Here is a 15,212-nt window from a genome sequence, read left to right on the forward strand (position 1 = left end):
GTTCGCCTATCAGTCACTTACTCATTGCAGGACCGGAACCCGATGATCCCCGCCCCGCTTCGCAACATCGTCATCGTCGGTGGCGGCACCGCCGGCTGGATGGCGGCCGCCGCCTTCGCGCGCGTGCTTGGCCCTGGCTTCAACGTGCAGCTGATCGAATCCGAGCAGCTCGGCACCGTGGGCGTCGGCGAGGCCACCGTGCCGCATATCAAGGCCTTCAACAATCTGCTCGGCATCGACGAAGCCGAGTTCGTGCGACAGACCCAGGGCAGCTTCAAGCTCGGTATCGAGTTCGTCGACTGGCAGCGGCCCGGCACCTCGTACATCCACGGCTTCGGCACTCAGATCGGGCATCCGCTCGGGCTGCTGCCGTTCCATCAGTACTGGATCAAGCAACACTTGCGCGGCAAGGCGCAGCCGCTAGGCGCGTACACGCTCAATACCGTGGCCGCCGTGCGCGGCAAGTTCATGACCTCGGCCGGCGATGTACCGGCCAACTCGCCGCTGGCCAATATCGCCTACGCGTATCACTTCGATGCCTCGCACTACGCGCGGTTTTTGCGCGGCTATGCCGAACAGCGCGGCGTCACGCGTATCGAAGGCCTGGTCGAACAGGTGCAGCTGCATCCGGACACCGGCCATGTGCAATCGCTGCAGCTGGCGTCCGGGCAAGTGGTCAGTGGCGACTTGTTTATCGACTGCTCCGGCTTCCGTGGGTTGTTGATCGAAGAAGTGCTGCACACCGGTTACCACGACTTCACCCATTGGCTGCCCTGCGATCGCGCACTGGCGGTGCCGTGCGAAAACGTCGGCCCGCCCACGCCGTACACGCGCTCCACCGCGCGCGCGGCCGGCTGGCAGTGGCGCATTCCGCTGCAGCACCGCACCGGCAACGGCTATGTCTATTCCAGCGAGCACATCAGCGACGACGAAGCCGCCGCCACGCTGCTCGCCAACCTGGATGGCAAAGCGCTGGCCGATCCGCGCCCGCTGCGCTTCACCACCGGGCGGCGCAAGCAGTTCTGGAACCGCAATGTGGTGGCGCTGGGCCTGGCGAGCGGCTTTCTGGAGCCACTGGAATCGACCAGCATCCATCTAATCCAGGCCGGCATTTCTCGGCTGCTGGAATTGTTTCCGCGCGAGGGCATCAGCCCGGTGTTGGTGCAGCGCTACAACGACCGGCTGGCGTTCGAGTTCGACCGCATCCGCGATTTCCTGGTGCTGCATTACCACGCCACCGAGCGCGACGACAGCGCGTTCTGGCGCCACTGCCGCACCATGCAGATCACCCCGGAACTGCAATTCACCCTGGACCTGTTCCGCGACAGCGGGCGCTTCTACCGCAATGCCGAGGAAATGTTCGCCGAGATCAGCTGGGTGCAGGTGATGGTCGGCCAGGGCGTGCTGCCGCAGGGCTACCACCCGCTGGTGGACCAGGTGCCCGACCGCGATGCAGAAGGATTTCTGGCGAGCATCGCGCAGACCATCGGCCACTGCGTGGATGTCATGCCCAGCCACCAGCAGTTCATCGATCGCTACTGCAAGGCGGCGGCGGCGCGTTGAGCGATTGTTCGACGCCGCAGTCGCCGCACTCGCCAATCTGCAGGCAAAAAAAAGGATCGGGCACAAGGCCCGATCCCTTCGAAAACCGGGACAAGCCCGGTGGACAATGAGTGGCACAGCTTCCGACTGACATCGGACGAGGGCATCGTACGCAGCCCTTAACGTTAAAGCAACACTTTAATTCTACCGAATTAACTTATTGATTTTATTGACCAGCGGATCCCATCAGGCGCCTCCACTACGCCTGGCGCTGCCCCAATGCCTTACGAATCTCAGCCTGGATCGCATTCGCCGCCGCCGCCGGATCGGCAGCCAGGCGAATCGGGCGGCCGACCACGATGGCATCGGCGCCATCGTTGAACGCCTGCGCTACGCCCACGGTGCGCTGCTGGTCGTCGCCGACCGGGCCGCCGGGGCGGATGCCGGGGCAGACGATCGAAAACGCAGCGCCGGTGGCGCGGCGGATCGGGCCGGCTTCCTGGCCGGAGGCGATCACTCCATCGATGCCGGCGGCCTGGGCGGCCAGCGCGCGCTCCACCACCACCTCCACCGGTTCGCGGTCGATACCCATCGCGGCCAGGTCCGGCCGGCCCATCGAGGTCAGCACGGTCACCGCCAGCAAGCGCATGTCGCCGTGGTTGGCCTCGGCGGCGGCCTGCAGCATGCCCGCGTGCCAGCCGTGCACGGTGCAATAGCTCACCGGCCACTGCGCCAGGCGGCGGATGGTGCCGGCCACGGTGGCGGGGATGTCGAAGAATTTCAGGTCGACGAACACACGCTTGTTGCGCTTGGCCAGCGCATCGAGCACGTGGAAGTACTCGCCGGAGGCCAGCAGCTCCATGCCGATCTTGTAGAACGCTACCGACTCGCCCAGCCGGTCCACCCAGGCGATCGCCTCGTCATGGCTGGGCACATCCAGCGCGAAGATCAGCCGCTCGTGCGCGGCCAGCGGCAATGGTGCGCGGCTCATCGGGCCACCTCCAGCGCGGCGCGCTTGGCGTCGTGGCGCTGCTGCCAGGGCTGGCTGAAGTCGTTGTTGAACTGCGCCGGCTCCCAGCCGCCGTAGCTGGGGTTGGGCAGCATCCACCAGCGCTCGCCGAACCAGTCGTGATATTGCTGCAGCAACGCGCCACGCGCCTGGCTGGTGTTGGCGGTGACTTGCACAAAGTCGCCCAGCTGGTCGCCGAACTGCATCAGCACGCGGTACTTCTGCCCGGCCAGCTGGCGGCGGCAGTTCTTCTCGCTGCCGTTCTGCTCGCAGCCCTGGACCACCGTGCCCAGGCCCAGAAACACGCTGTCATCGGCCACCGGCAGCCCGACGCTGCGCAGGTTGGCCAGCGTGGCGTCCTTGAGATGCACGGCGCGGTTGGAGATATAGATCAAGGTGATGCCGCGGGCGTTGGCCGCCTTGGCAAAATCCACCACGCCGGGAATCGCGGCGGCCTTCTTCTCGGCCACCCACTGGTCCCAACTCAGCTCGTCGTATTCCTTGCCATCGCGCAGCAGGCGCGCCTGGTAGGGCGAGTTGTCCAGCACGGTCTCGTCCACGTCCAGCACCACCGCCGGCTTCAGGCCGGTGGCGGCATTGCCGCGCTCTTCGGGCACCAGCGCGTCCCAGTTGGGCTGCTTCAGCGCAGCGTCCAGCTTGTCGGCGGCGGCGCGGTAGGTCTGCTCGGCCACGGCGCGGTATTCCTCCGAGCGCTGCATCCACAGCACCGCGTTGAGATTGTCGTCGCCGGCCGGTGCGGTGGTGGCTGCGGGTTGCGTGGCGGTCTTGGCGGCGGCGCTGGCAGCCGCATTGGCGGACACGGCGGCACCCTGCGCACGCTGGGCCAACTCCTTGTCGCTGGGCTTGCAGGCGCTCAAGGCCAGCACGGTGCAGGCGAGCAGGGACAACGGTGCGTAAAACGAGGGGCGCATGGCATCCACCAGAACAGGAGCGGCAATGAAGTCGGCGATTTTAGCGGGTTCGTGTGCCGACGCTTCCATCGCACTGCTGGCAGCACCCGCGAGCAGGATCGGTATGCTTGCGGGCTGATCGCCCCCGGAGTCACCCATGACAGACGCACCTACCCCGCCCGTCCTCGATACCGCCCAGGCCCGCGTGCTCGGCTGCCTGATCGAAAAAGAGGCGACCACGCCGGATGCGTATCCGCTCACGGTCAACGCCGCGCAGGTGGCCGCCAACCAGAAGACCGCGCGCGAGCCGGTGCTGAATCTGCAGACCGGCGTGGTGCATCACGCCTTGCGCCAGCTGGAAACGCTGGGCCTGGTACGCCAGCAGTTTTCCTCGCGCGCCGAACGCTACGAACACCGGCTGGGCAGCGTGCTGGATCTGACCCGGCAACAAGTGGCCGTGATCGGCCTGCTGCTGTTGCGCGGCCCGCAGACGCTGGGCGAGTTGTATGCACGCAGCGAGCGGCTGGTGCGTTTCAACGATGCCGACGACGTGCGCCACCATCTGGACCGGTTGATCCAGCGCAACCTGGCCGTGCAGCTGCCGCGTGCCAGTGGCCAGCGCGAGGAGCGCTATGCGCATCTGCTCAGTGGCGAGCTGGACGTGGAAGCCCTGCAGGCTGCGGCTGCGCGTGCCGCACCGAGTTCGCGCAGCAGCGCCGACAGCAGCGAGCTGGAAGCACGCGTGCAAAGCCTGGAAGCCACCGTTGCCGAACTGCAGGATGCGTTGGCCGCAGTGCAGGCACGCCTGGAGGCGGCTGGCGCCTGAGGGCGCTGTTCTGCTGTCGGAGATGTCCACTTCACTTCGCCGCCCCTCATCGGACCGCACCCCCCGCAACGACCGGCAAGGTCGACAGACGACGTCCTTGCCGAGTGGTGATGGCGCACCTTGCGGCCGCCCGCTTAGGTCGGCGTATCCACCTCGTCCCAATCGGCGTCTTCGAAGTGCAGCAGCCAGTTGAGAGTGTAGTGACGCTCGTAGACCACGCCGGGCACGATGCCGGCCGGTGGCGGTTGCTGGGTCTGGCCGGCCTGGCGCACCGCCCAGTGCAGGCGCAAGTGCCGGTCCAGCGCATCCAGCAGTTCGGGCACTTGCCGTAGCGTCAGCGACGGCCGCGTCGCGGCTTCGGCATGTTCCAGCGCGCGCTGGGCAGCCGAGGGCACATCGCACAGGTCGGTTGGCTCCGGCAGCGCGTCGGCCAGCCCCAGGGCCCACTGCAGCACGGCCAGGCTCTCGTAGCGCCAGCCGAAGTTGGCGAGCTGCTGCGGCTCCGGCGCGGGTTGGGAAAAGAAGGTACGTTCCTGCGGCGACAGCGCGGCCCCCAGGCCCGGCAGACGGGTTTCAACTTCGTCCAACGATGGTGGTGCATCGCCAGAGGCCAGAATCTCCGCACGCAAGGCCACCGCAAACAACGCCAGCATCCGTTGTGTCACCGCTGCGCTATCGCGCACCCGCGCTTCGGCCTCGCCGGGCACCGGCGGCAAGCTGGGCGGCACGCGGATGCCTTGCGCGGTCAGCCGGGCCAGTTGCTGCGCACGCCGCTCCAACGCATCCGGCGGATACGGCACCTGCGCCTCATCGTCGATCGCCGGCTCGCCCTGGCTGATCAGCACCCGCCCGTGCGGGTCGCGCACGCTGCCGTCGGCCAGAAAACATACCGCGTTGGCCTGCTCGGCCCACTGCGCCAATTCCCCGAAAGCCGCGTCGTCGACCTCGAAGGTGAAGTGCTGACGCACCCGCTGCACATGCCGCATCAGGTGATAGCGCGCCTGGGTCATCTGGCCGTCGCCGGCCTGATTCACGTAGCCGACAAAACCATGCAGATGCGTCGCCAGTTCCGGATCGGCGTGGTCGCGGTGCTGCACGGCGGTACGCGGCAGAAAATCCGGCCACACCGGGTCGCGCAGGGTGGAATAGGCGTTGACCAGCAATGGCATGCGGGTGTCCTTGTTGGGGTGACGAACAAAACTACCGCGCTCACCATCAGGCGGGCGTCATCGGTGTTCGGTCCCTTATGTACCCCTCGTACGCTGCGGTTGCTCCGCGCTGTCCGCGCCGAGCTGACGAACACTCGCCAGGTTTTGTTAGCCACTTTTGGCCGTGAGATAAGCCGGCAGGGTGCCGGAGGCACGCTCAGCTGTCCATGCCGGCGGGCGCAAGATCGATCGTGTAATACAGCACCGGATCGGCCTCCTGGCTCAGCACCCGCAGGCCTTGCCGCTGCAATCCGAGTGTTTCCAATGCGCGAATCGAGTCGGCATTGTCCGGCGACACGATCGCGCACAGCTGCGACAACCCCAGCACATCGCGTGCATAGGTCAGCACCGCCCGTCCTGCCTCGGTCACATAACCCTTGCCTCGGTACACAGGCAACAGCGCGAACCCGATATGCGGCACCGGCAAGGTATCGCGGCACAGCAGACCCAAGGTGCCTGCAAACGCGCCCTCGCGCGTCTCCACCGCCCAGTGCGCGAAGCCGTGTGTCTCCTGATGCGCCTGTGCCCACTCACGCAGATGATCTCGCGCCTGCTCGCGCGTGCGCACGCCGCGATCGTTGATGCCGGCGATAAAACCGGGGTCATTGACCAATACCAATATCGCATCGGCATCGCGCTCGGGATCGAGCGTGCGCAGGCGCAAACGAGCGGTTTCGATCACAACAGTCACGGCACACTCCGGCATCGGGAAAAACCAGACTGCCGTGCAGGCCTGTCGCTGGCAAGCCTGCGCATGCGCAACAACCGCTAGTCGAACAACGCCTGGATCGCCGCCAGGCCCGCGCTGGCGCGCTCTTTCTTGCGCTCGGCATCGGCCACCGGGTCGGCACCATCGCGCTGCAGTTCTTCGGCCGGAATCTCGTCGAAGAACCGGCTCGGCTTGAGCCGCACATGCTCGCCGAACTTGCGCGTCAGCTTGCTGTGGCTCATCCACAGCTGCTCCTTGGCGCGGGTGATGCCCACGTACAGCAGGCGGCGTTCTTCCTGCAGATTGCCTTCTTCCAGGCTCACTTCGTGCGGCAGCACGCCGTCTTCGCAGCCGACGATGAACACATAACGGAATTCCAGGCCCTTGGACGCATGCATGGTCATCATGCGCACCTGGTTGCCGCCATCGTCCTTGTCGTTGCGCGACAACAACGCCAGCTGCGCGGCCAGATCGCTGGCGCTTGCCCCACGCGGGCCGCCTTCGAACCACTCGGCCAATTCGTCCAGGTTGCGCTTGCGGCGCTGGAAGCCGGTTTCGTCCTTGGACTGGTTGCGCAGGTCGTTGAGCAGGCCGGATTTTTCGGCCAAGGTGCGCACTAATTCGCCGGCCGGCAGCGTGGCCGAATGCTCGCGCATATCACGCAGGATGTCGGTAAACGCGCTCAAGCCGTTGGCCGCACGCGGCGGCAAGTGCTGCAGCGCGCCCATCGATTCGGCTGCGCGCGACATCGGCACCGACTTGGCACTGGCCAGCTCGGCCAACCGCGCCAGCGAGGTCGCCCCCACTTCGCGCTTGGGCGACTGCACCGCGCGCAAGAACGCCGCGTCGTCTTCGGGATTGACGATCAACCGCAACCACGACAGCACGTCCTTGACTTCCTGCCGCTCCAAGAACGCAGTACCACCGGTCAGGTGATACGGCACGCGCAGCAACTGCAGCGCTTTTTCCAACGGCCGCGATTGAAAATTACCGCGGAACAGGATGCAGAAATCGCTCCACGGCACCTGCTTGGCGGTGCCCAGAAACGAGATCTCGGCGGCGACCTTTTCGGCCTCGTGCTCGCTGTCGCGGCATTCCCACACGCGAATGCGCTCGCCGTCGGCCTGATCGCTCCACAGCGTCTTCAAGTGCTCGTGCGGGTTGTGCGCGATCAAAGCATTGGCCGCCCGCAGCACGCGGTTGGAGCAGCGGTAGTTCTGTTCCAGCTTGATGATTTCCAGCGCCGGATAATCGCGCCCCATCTGCTGCAGGTTCTCCGGATTGGCGCCACGCCAGGCGTAGATGCTCTGGTCGTCGTCGCCCACGCAGGTGAAGTTGCCGCGTGGCCCGGCCAGCATTTTCAGCAGGCGATATTGCGCATCGTTGGTGTCCTGGCACTCGTCCACCAGCAGATAGCCGATGCGCTCGCGCCAGCCCATCACGATCTCTTCGTTGCCCTCCAGAATCTGCACCGGCAGGCGGATCAGATCGTCGAAGTCCACCGCGTTGAAGGTGGTCAGCCGCGCCTGGTAGCGCTCGTACAGGCTGGCCGCTTCCTTTTCGCGATTGCTGCGTGCCGCCGCCATCGCCTGCTCGGGCGACATGCCGGCGTTCTTGGCACGCGAGATCAGGTTCTTGGCGTCTTCGATCGCATCGGGCTTGGCGCCATGCATCAGGTCCTTGATCTGGGCGGCGGCATCGTCGGAATCGAAGATCGAAAAGCCGCGCTTCAAACCGGCAGCGGCGTGTTCGATCTGCAGGAACTTCAGCCCCAGCGCGTGGAAGGTGCAGATGGTCAGCCCATCGGCGCCGTCGCCCCGGATACGCTTGGCCACACGCTCGCGCATTTCCTTGGCCGACTTGTTGGTGAAGGTGATCGCGGCGATGCGCTTGGCCGGATAGCGGCCGATGGCGATCAGATGCGCGATCTTTTCCACGATCACGCGCGTCTTGCCGCTGCCGGCACCGGCCAGCACCAACAAGGGACCTTCGCAGTGCAGCACTGCGGCGCTTTGCGGGGGATTGAGACCGTGCATAGGGGCTTCCGACAGAGCGGGCCATTGTACCGGCGCCGCGTCGGGCGAGCCGGCGCTGCCGGTTCATGCTCGCCAGCCATTACCGCATACCGCGCGGCCCGGTAAAATCCACCGATGGCCAAGCTCTATTTCTACTATTCGGCAATGAATGCCGGCAAGACCACCACCTTGCTGCAGTCCGCGCACAACTACCGCGAACGCGGCATGCGCACGTTGATCCTCACGCCCAAGCTCGATCACCGCGCAGGCAGCGGCGTGGTGGCCTCGCGGATCGGCCTGCGCGCCGACGGGCGCACCTTCGATCGCGATACCGAGTTGCAGCAGCTCATCGAGCGCGACATCCAGGCCGAGGGTGCGCTGCATTGCGTCCTGGTCGATGAGGCGCAGTTTCTCAACCGTGCGCAGGTCTGGCAGTTGAGCGAGGTGGTCGACCGCCTGCGCGTGCCGGTGCTCTGTTACGGGTTGCGCACTGACTTCCGCGGCGAGCTGTTCGAGGGCAGCCAGTTCCTGCTGGCCTGGGCCGACGAGCTGGACGAGATCAAGACCATCTGCCACAGCGGCAGCAAGGCCACCATGACCGTGCGCGTGGACGCGCAAGGGCATGCGGTGCAGGACGGCCCGCAGGTGGAGATCGGCGGCAACGAGCGCTACGTGTCAGTCAGCCGTGCCGAGTTCAAGAAGATCATGCGTGGCGAAGGCCGCATCGACCCGCTGCAGATTGCATTGCCGTTGCCGCCTGCGGGGACGTAACGCTCCACAGCATCATGCTGCCAGCGGCGCAGCGCGGTGCTGGCATGTCGCCCCTACAGCGGGCGATGCCAATCCCCTGTGCGGGCTGTCATCGACAAATCCGCCGACGACGGTGGCATCGCAACACCGGAGCCATCGTCTACCGACTGACCATTGGCCAACGCGGGTCGATGGCAGCCTCCATGAGTGATGAGTCGGTGTTACCACGCCCCGATATTTCCCCGCTATCAGTAGGCAGCGCGCAGTGATGACTCGCTGAAGAATTCAGCCGAACCGCCGTTAATCCTCTGGCTCGCTATACGCTTGTGATGCGACGCTAAACCCAGGCAGGCATTCAATCGCCGCTGTATATCTGCGCCCCATCAACCAGCGTATCGTTTGCCCAGCGTTGCAGCGATCTACATGCAACCAAGCTCAACCACAGTCCTGTAAGCTTGCGACCATCCATTTGTCGGGAGGCAATATATGGGTCCGCTTCCTCCCGAATTACGTGCAGATATCGCGCGTGTTGGCCGGCTATCGTCGGTCCCCGATGTGCTGACCATCCTTACTCGTTTGACCGGCATGGGGTTCGCCGCCGTCGCGCGCGTGACCGATACGCGCTGGGTGACCTGCCAGGTGCGCGACGACCTGTCCTTCGGTCTGACGCCTGGCGACGAGCTGCCCTTAGTCACCACCTTCTGCGACAGCGTGCGCACCCAGGGCAACGCGTTGTGGTTCGGCCATGCCTCCGAGCACCCGGTCTTCCGCGACCACCCCACGCCGCGGCTCTATGGCTTCGAAAGCTATGTGTCGGTGCCGATCAAGTTCGACGACGGCAGCGTGTTCGGCACCTTGTGCGCGCTGGACCCGTTGCCGCGTGTCATGGACGCGCCGTTGGTGGAAAAGGTCGAGCTGCTGGCGCAACTGCTGGCCGCGCAGATCCAGGCCGAGCAGCGTGCCGAAGAGAGCGCACAGGAATCGCTGCGGGCACGCAGCGAACTGGGGCGCATCGGTGCCTCGGCGCGCCTGCGCGAAGAGTTCATCGGCATCCTTGGGCACGACCTGCGCAACCCGCTGCAGTCGATGCATGCGGTGGTGGACGTGCTGGCCATCGACCCGCTCAATCAACGCCAGGGCGGCGCCATCCGCTCGATGCAGCGCAGCCTGCGGCGCATGGAAGAACTGATCGACTTCGCCAGCGATTTCGCGCGTGGCATCGAACGCGACTGGCTGCAGCTGGACTACGGCAATGGCAGCGACCTGCTCGATGCGCTATCGCAAGTGGTCGACGAAACACGCGCTGCCTACCCCAACCAGGTGCTGTCCACGCATGTGGCCATCGACGAACCGGTACATGGCGATGCCGTGCGCCTGGCGCAGATGTTCGGCAGCCTGATGATCAACGCCGTCGTGCAAGGTCAGCAGAGTTCGCTGATCAAGGCGGTTGCAGTGACCGAGAACGGTCGCCTGCGCATCGAAGTCTGCAATCTGGACGGCATCGATCCGCGCCGGCTCGATGTGCTGCAAGCCTCCACCCATGTACACACCCCCGGCCGGGCATTGCCGGAAGTCGATCTGGGTCTGCATATGGCCGCCCAGATCGCCCAGGCCCATCAAGGCGAACTGCGCATCACCAGCGGCAAGGATGGCACCTGTTTCCGTGTAGAGCTGGCCTGCGTGCGCCCGCGTGCACGCATGCAACTGGTCAACAGCGCGACGTCGGCCTGAGCCGGGGCGCGTTGGCGGTGCATCAATAACTGCGCGGCTGTCACGCAGCCGCGGTCGATATTTCAAATCGGCGGTCTGGCATCACGCTGTTCGTAAGTCACTGACGATGGTGGCACTTATCGATCGCGCAGCACGGCTGCGCGACGCGCCTGCGCCCTAGTAAATCTTGCGCTCGCTCGCCGGCGGCGGCGTCCATTGGTACAGCCAGGTTTCGGTCAGCGGCTTGCCGTTGGCGCGCAGGAACAGACGGATATCGATCTGCTGGGTGCTGTCATCTGGCGGCACCAGGTCGAACATCGCCCGATAGCCTTTGAGTTCATGCAGCGGACGCGCCGATACGATCTCGGTGGTTCCGCGCGACACCTGGATGATCGCCTCGACCTTGGTCTTGGAATCCTTGACCAGCGCAGCCAGCTCGCCCCCGGCGAAATCCACCGCAAACCGCCACGAGAAATGACTCCGCTTCTGCCCGACGATGCCGCCCAGGCCGGTCCGCGTGGCCACGCAATGCGCCAGCGGCGAGCTGGCCGGCGGGTGCGCGCCCCAATACAGGCGATACCCCATCAGCAGCTCCTGCCCCGGCTGCGGCTTGGCCTGCGGATTCCAGAACGCCACGATGTTGTCGAAGGTCTCATCCACGGTCGGAATCTCGACCAGTTGCACCGAGCCCTTGCCCCAGCCGCTCTTGGGTTCCACCCACAGGCACGGCCGCTTCTCATAGAACACGCCATCGTCCTGGTAATGGTCGAAATTGCGATCGCGCTGCAGCAGCCCGAACCCGCGCGGGTTCTCGTCCACAAACATGTTGAAGCGCAGCTGCGGCGGGTTGCACAACGGCCGCCAAATCCACTCGCCGCCGCCGGTCCACATCGCCAACCCGTCGGTGTCGTGGATCTCCGGGCGCCAGTCCCAATCCATCCGGCTGTCGTTTTCGCCCACCTGGTACATGCTGGTGCACGGGCCGATGCCCAGCCGCTCGATGGCCTTGCGCGGATACAGCGCGCTGTCGATATCCATCACCAGCACCTCGCCATTGGTGATGGCAAACCGATACGCACCGGCAACACTGGGCGAATCCAACAACCCGTACACCACCACAGTGTCCGAATCGTCCGCCGGCTGCTCCAGGTAATAGGCGATGAAGTCCGGAAACTCCTCCGGCCCGCCCGTTCCGGTATCGATCGCCAAGCCACGCGCCGACTGCCCGTACTGGCCTTCCTTGCCTACCGCACGGAAATAACTCGCGCCCAGAAACGCCGAAAAATCGCGGTCGGTGTCCTTGCGCGTGTTCAGACGAAATCCTGCAAACCCCAGGTCTTTAGGCAACTGCTTGCCGCCCAGCCCGCTGCTGCCGTAATCGAACGCAGCCGGGTCATAGGCCAGTTGTTGCGCCTTGCCATCGACGATGTCGTAGATATGCACCGGGGTATGGAAGAACAGCCCCAGGTGGAAGAACTTCGCCTGGAACTTGCCGTTGCCATCGGCCCATAACGCATGGTCCTGACGGTAGCGGATCGACTGGTACTGATCCCAGTTCAACGCCTCAAGCGGTCCCGGCAACACCTGCTTATGGCTCTTGTAGGGCGCCTTGGCCAGTTCGCGTGCCTGCCCCTTGAGCCAGGCATAGTCGAACGGTTGCGGCTGCCCCAACCGACGCAGGCCCACCGCCTTGGCCGCCAATGCCCATTGCGGCAACGCCGGCAAACCGAGCGCAGCCAAAGCGGCAGCGGCATTTTTCAGGAAGTGGCGTCGTTGCATGCGCATCGATCTGATCAGGGAATGGCGACATCATAGCCACAGCCCGGCGTGCAGGTGAATGCGACGCTCAGGGCGCCGCTGACGAAGACGCGCACGCGTTTCTCAGCCCCAGCTCTTTCGCCTTGCTGCACAGGAACTGTCGCTGTGCCTGCTGTTCGTCAGGGCCGCTATAACGCAGCAAGGTCCACTGCTCCTGGGCCTGCATCTGAGCACCGGGTGCAAGCTGCCGATATGGCGCATGCACCTCCATTTCCAGCAGTCCTTGCTCGGGGTGCTGTGGTGGCGCATCCATATACAACTCCACCTGCCCTTGTTCAGGGTGAATCGCCGCCAGTGGCTGATGCGTAAAGCGGATCACCAGCACCTGACCACCTGCAAAACCCGCCATCCAGCCAGCCGAAGGCTGCAGCAACAGCTTGCCGCGCTGGGTCAGCCCGTCCTGTCGTGTATCGGCACTCAGCACGAAAACGCCCTCGTGATGGCGATACGTCGGCGCAGTCGTGCCAGCCTCCGTCGGCGGTTGAACGCGGATATCAGCCGCATTGGCCACCGGGACGAAGACACGCGTACTGGCTGCAACCCGCGTGTTGAACCACAGATCCCAAGCGATAGGCTGTTTGCGGATATTGCGTGCAGTGGCCTCCACCTCCACGGTATCGGCACGCGTGGATGAGAGCGCAACACGCTTGCGTAGTTGCACACCGGTGACCGGACTGGGTACGCCTTCCAGGATCAGTTGATTGCCACTGCGTGTAACCGTGCGTGTGGTTGCCAACGACAGATACGGATCCGGCGGCCACACTGCAGCTGCGGCTTTACGTGCGGGGTTGACCTGTTGATGCAGCCACCACTGACTCTGCGGCCCCACCCAGACATCGTGGCCCAGATACGGGATATCGCCTGCAGTGGCAGAGACCTCCGGAATAGGTTGCTGGTCTACGGCGATGCCCGTCTTCAACACGTTGGGGTGTCCACGCAAATTGAAGGACAGCACTCGCCCACCGAGCGCAGGCGTGGCACTGAGCTCGATAACCTCGTTATGCAAGTGGATGCGCTCGATTGTGGCCTTGGGGCTGGACGCAAGCTCCTGGGCACACACACTTGCTGCAGGCTGCAACGTAAATGCACCAACAGCAATAAGCGGCACGAAGCGACGCAATAAGGCAGACATGTGCAACTCCAATCGCAGGACGCAACGATTGTGGCGCGATGCAGAGCCACGCACCAGCGAGCCATCGGTAACTGCGGTTCTGAGCGCGCCCTTCGCATTTACCTCAGGGCTGCTCGCCAGATGCCTTCGCTGATTCAGAACTGGCTACTGTTGTTTCGATCAGCGGGTGTGACCTAGCCCGCTGTCAACGTTGGCAACTCCCGCACCACACCGTCGCGCGTTGTCCGATGGTGGCGTGTTTCAACACACGTCCACATTGCTTGCAGGCCTCACCCTCACGCCCATACACCGTGAGTTCCTGCTCGAAGTAACCAGGCGCACCGTCCGGGCTAATGAAATCACGCAACGTCGTGCCTCCGCGCTGGATCGCATATCCCAAAATGTCTTTGACTGCTGTAGCCAAGCGCCGGTAGCGGTCCAAAGATACTTTTCCAGCCTCTCGCAAGGGGCTGATTCCCGCGCGATGCAGGCTTTCGGCAGCGTAAATATTCCCCACGCCGACGACGACTGCTTGATCCATCAGAAAGGTTTTCACCGCGGCCCGACGGCCACGCGCCAGTGCATGCAGATAATCGCCAGTAAATGCATCCGATAATGGTTCGGGACCAAGTGCAGCAAGCAACTCGTGCACCTGCGTATCAGATTGCCACAGCAGGCAGCCGAATCGGCGCGGATCGTTGAAGCGCAGCACGCGCCCATTTTCCAAACTGATATCCACATGATCGTGCGCACGCGGCAATGTATCGCCAGGCAACACGCGCAGACTTCCGGACATTCCAAGATGCAGCAGCGCACTGCCGCCAGCATCGGTATCGATCAACAGATACTTGGCGCGACGTCGTACGTTGGTAATGGTGGCGCCAGGAAGCAGCTGCTCGATCTGCTCGGGAATGGGCCAGCGCAGATCCGGTCGTCGCAGGATGACACCATGAATCCGTTGGTCAACCAGATGCGGGGCCAGGCCGCGCAAGGTGGTTTCGACTTCGGGAAGCTCGGGCATGCAGATATCCAAATAGGCGAGGCCGGCGATGTTGCCGACGTGATGGATATGGTGGCGGAGCTAGATAAACCCAAATCTCGTCTGATCCAGATCTACGCTTGGACGTCAGTGTGCTTGCTGCAGTTCTCGTCCAGCACCGCTTCGCGGGTGTTCAAACGCAGCTGGGATCAGAGCGACATTTGCAGATTTTCCCAGCGCCTTCTTGTCAATTTTCGGTTCCCGGCCTCGGCCTCGGCCTATCGCGCCGAATTCCGTGCAAAAGAAACCCCCAGTCCTGTTGGACTGAGGGTTTCGGGTAAAGCCCCTGGCGATGACCTACTCTCGCATGGCTTGAGCCACACTACCATCGGCGCAGCTGCGTTTCACTTCCGAGTTCGGGATGGGATCGGGTGGTTCCACAGCGCTAATTTCACCAGGGAGACGGTTGGAGAGTCGCCGATATTTGCTTCTCTTCAAGAGTCTGCACAAGGATGTGCAGGCTCTTGCGAAGGGAAGCGCATACAGCGCTCGTCTCGCATAGTTAACTTGTGACGTAGCTTGCGTTTGCGGATCTACCAACGTTCGTTGGGACCAAGGCAACTT

Annotated in this window: 12 protein-coding genes, 1 rRNA gene and 1 other RNA gene; 5 read left to right on the top strand and 9 right to left on the bottom strand. The window is 64.1% G+C overall.

The window, feature by feature from the left end; genetic code table 11:
* Positions 1–42 precede the first annotated feature (42 nt).
* Positions 43–1,563, top strand: coding sequence for a tryptophan halogenase family protein (locus NDY25_RS10015; RefSeq protein ID WP_168957580.1), 1,521 nt, complete (start codon positions 43–45; stop codon positions 1,561–1,563).
* A 238-nt stretch (positions 1,564–1,801) separates the two neighbouring features.
* On the opposite strand, the gene pyrF is transcribed toward NDY25_RS10015, so the two are convergent.
* Both pyrF and NDY25_RS10025 read right to left on the bottom strand, forming a co-directional pair.
* Positions 1,802–2,533, bottom strand: a complete 732-nt coding sequence (gene pyrF / locus NDY25_RS10020) for an orotidine-5'-phosphate decarboxylase (protein ID WP_168957581.1) — start codon at positions 2,531–2,533, stop codon at positions 1,802–1,804.
* The gene (locus tag NDY25_RS10025; RefSeq protein ID WP_168957602.1) at positions 2,530–3,492 is read right to left on the bottom strand and encodes a 5'-nucleotidase, lipoprotein e(P4) family; all 963 of its coding nucleotides are present in this window, start codon (positions 3,490–3,492) and stop codon (positions 2,530–2,532) included. Before NDY25_RS10025 ends, pyrF begins: the two co-directional genes overlap by 4 nt.
* A gap of 127 nt (positions 3,493–3,619) precedes the next feature.
* Here NDY25_RS10025 and NDY25_RS10030 point away from each other — a divergent pair, with 127 nt between their 5' ends.
* Positions 3,620–4,288 carry a YceH family protein gene (locus NDY25_RS10030; RefSeq protein ID WP_168957582.1) on the top strand — a complete coding sequence of 223 codons (669 nt, stop codon included), beginning with the start codon at positions 3,620–3,622 and terminating at the stop codon, positions 4,286–4,288.
* Positions 4,289–4,422: 134 nt separating this feature from the next.
* On the opposite strand, the gene NDY25_RS10035 is transcribed toward NDY25_RS10030, so the two are convergent.
* Positions 4,423–5,457 (bottom strand): DUF4272 domain-containing protein, encoded by a 1,035-nt coding sequence (locus tag NDY25_RS10035; RefSeq protein ID WP_168957583.1) that lies wholly within the window; start codon positions 5,455–5,457, stop codon positions 4,423–4,425.
* A 77-nt stretch (positions 5,458–5,534) separates the two neighbouring features.
* On the opposite strand from NDY25_RS10035, the gene NDY25_RS10040 reads away from it, so the two are divergent.
* A non-coding RNA gene (locus tag NDY25_RS10040) (sX9 sRNA) lies at positions 5,535–5,610 on the top strand.
* A 43-nt stretch (positions 5,611–5,653) separates the two neighbouring features.
* Here NDY25_RS10040 and NDY25_RS10045 read toward each other — a convergent pair.
* Together NDY25_RS10045 and NDY25_RS10050 are read right to left on the bottom strand one after the other, a co-directional pair.
* Complete coding sequence (locus NDY25_RS10045; protein ID WP_168957584.1) at positions 5,654–6,202, bottom strand: GNAT family N-acetyltransferase; 549 nt, start codon at positions 6,200–6,202, stop codon at positions 5,654–5,656.
* Positions 6,203–6,264: 62 nt separating this feature from the next.
* Positions 6,265–8,241 (bottom strand): UvrD-helicase domain-containing protein, encoded by a 1,977-nt coding sequence (locus tag NDY25_RS10050; protein WP_104551569.1) that lies wholly within the window; start codon positions 8,239–8,241, stop codon positions 6,265–6,267.
* 114 nt (positions 8,242–8,355) lie between these two features.
* Between NDY25_RS10050 and NDY25_RS10055 the strand changes: the two genes are divergently transcribed.
* Both NDY25_RS10055 and NDY25_RS10060 read left to right on the top strand, forming a co-directional pair.
* Positions 8,356–8,991, top strand: a complete 636-nt coding sequence (locus tag NDY25_RS10055; protein ID WP_104551568.1) for a thymidine kinase — start codon at positions 8,356–8,358, stop codon at positions 8,989–8,991.
* A 465-nt stretch (positions 8,992–9,456) separates the two neighbouring features.
* Positions 9,457–10,701, top strand: coding sequence for a GAF domain-containing sensor histidine kinase (locus NDY25_RS10060; protein ID WP_168957585.1), 1,245 nt, complete (start codon positions 9,457–9,459; stop codon positions 10,699–10,701).
* Between the two features lie 156 nt (positions 10,702–10,857).
* On the opposite strand, the gene NDY25_RS10065 is transcribed toward NDY25_RS10060, so the two are convergent.
* The 4 genes from NDY25_RS10065 to rrf form a co-directional block, all read right to left on the bottom strand.
* Positions 10,858–12,459 (bottom strand): OpgD/OpgG family glucan biosynthesis protein, encoded by a 1,602-nt coding sequence (locus NDY25_RS10065; protein ID WP_168957586.1) that lies wholly within the window; start codon positions 12,457–12,459, stop codon positions 10,858–10,860.
* Positions 12,460–12,526: 67 nt separating this feature from the next.
* The gene (locus NDY25_RS10070; protein ID WP_168957587.1) at positions 12,527–13,630 is read right to left on the bottom strand and encodes a DUF4380 domain-containing protein; all 1,104 of its coding nucleotides are present in this window, start codon (positions 13,628–13,630) and stop codon (positions 12,527–12,529) included.
* Between the two features lie 184 nt (positions 13,631–13,814).
* Entirely contained in the window at positions 13,815–14,630 is an 816-nt protein-coding gene (gene mutM, locus NDY25_RS10075) for a bifunctional DNA-formamidopyrimidine glycosylase/DNA-(apurinic or apyrimidinic site) lyase (RefSeq protein ID WP_043889566.1), read from the bottom strand.
* A 302-nt stretch (positions 14,631–14,932) separates the two neighbouring features.
* Positions 14,933–15,047, bottom strand: a 5S ribosomal RNA gene (gene rrf / locus NDY25_RS10080).
* Positions 15,048–15,212 lie beyond the last annotated feature (165 nt).

It is taken from the genome of Xanthomonas hortorum pv. pelargonii, from assembly GCF_024499015.1.
In the GTDB taxonomy this organism is placed as follows: domain Bacteria; phylum Pseudomonadota; class Gammaproteobacteria; order Xanthomonadales; family Xanthomonadaceae; genus Xanthomonas; species Xanthomonas hortorum_B.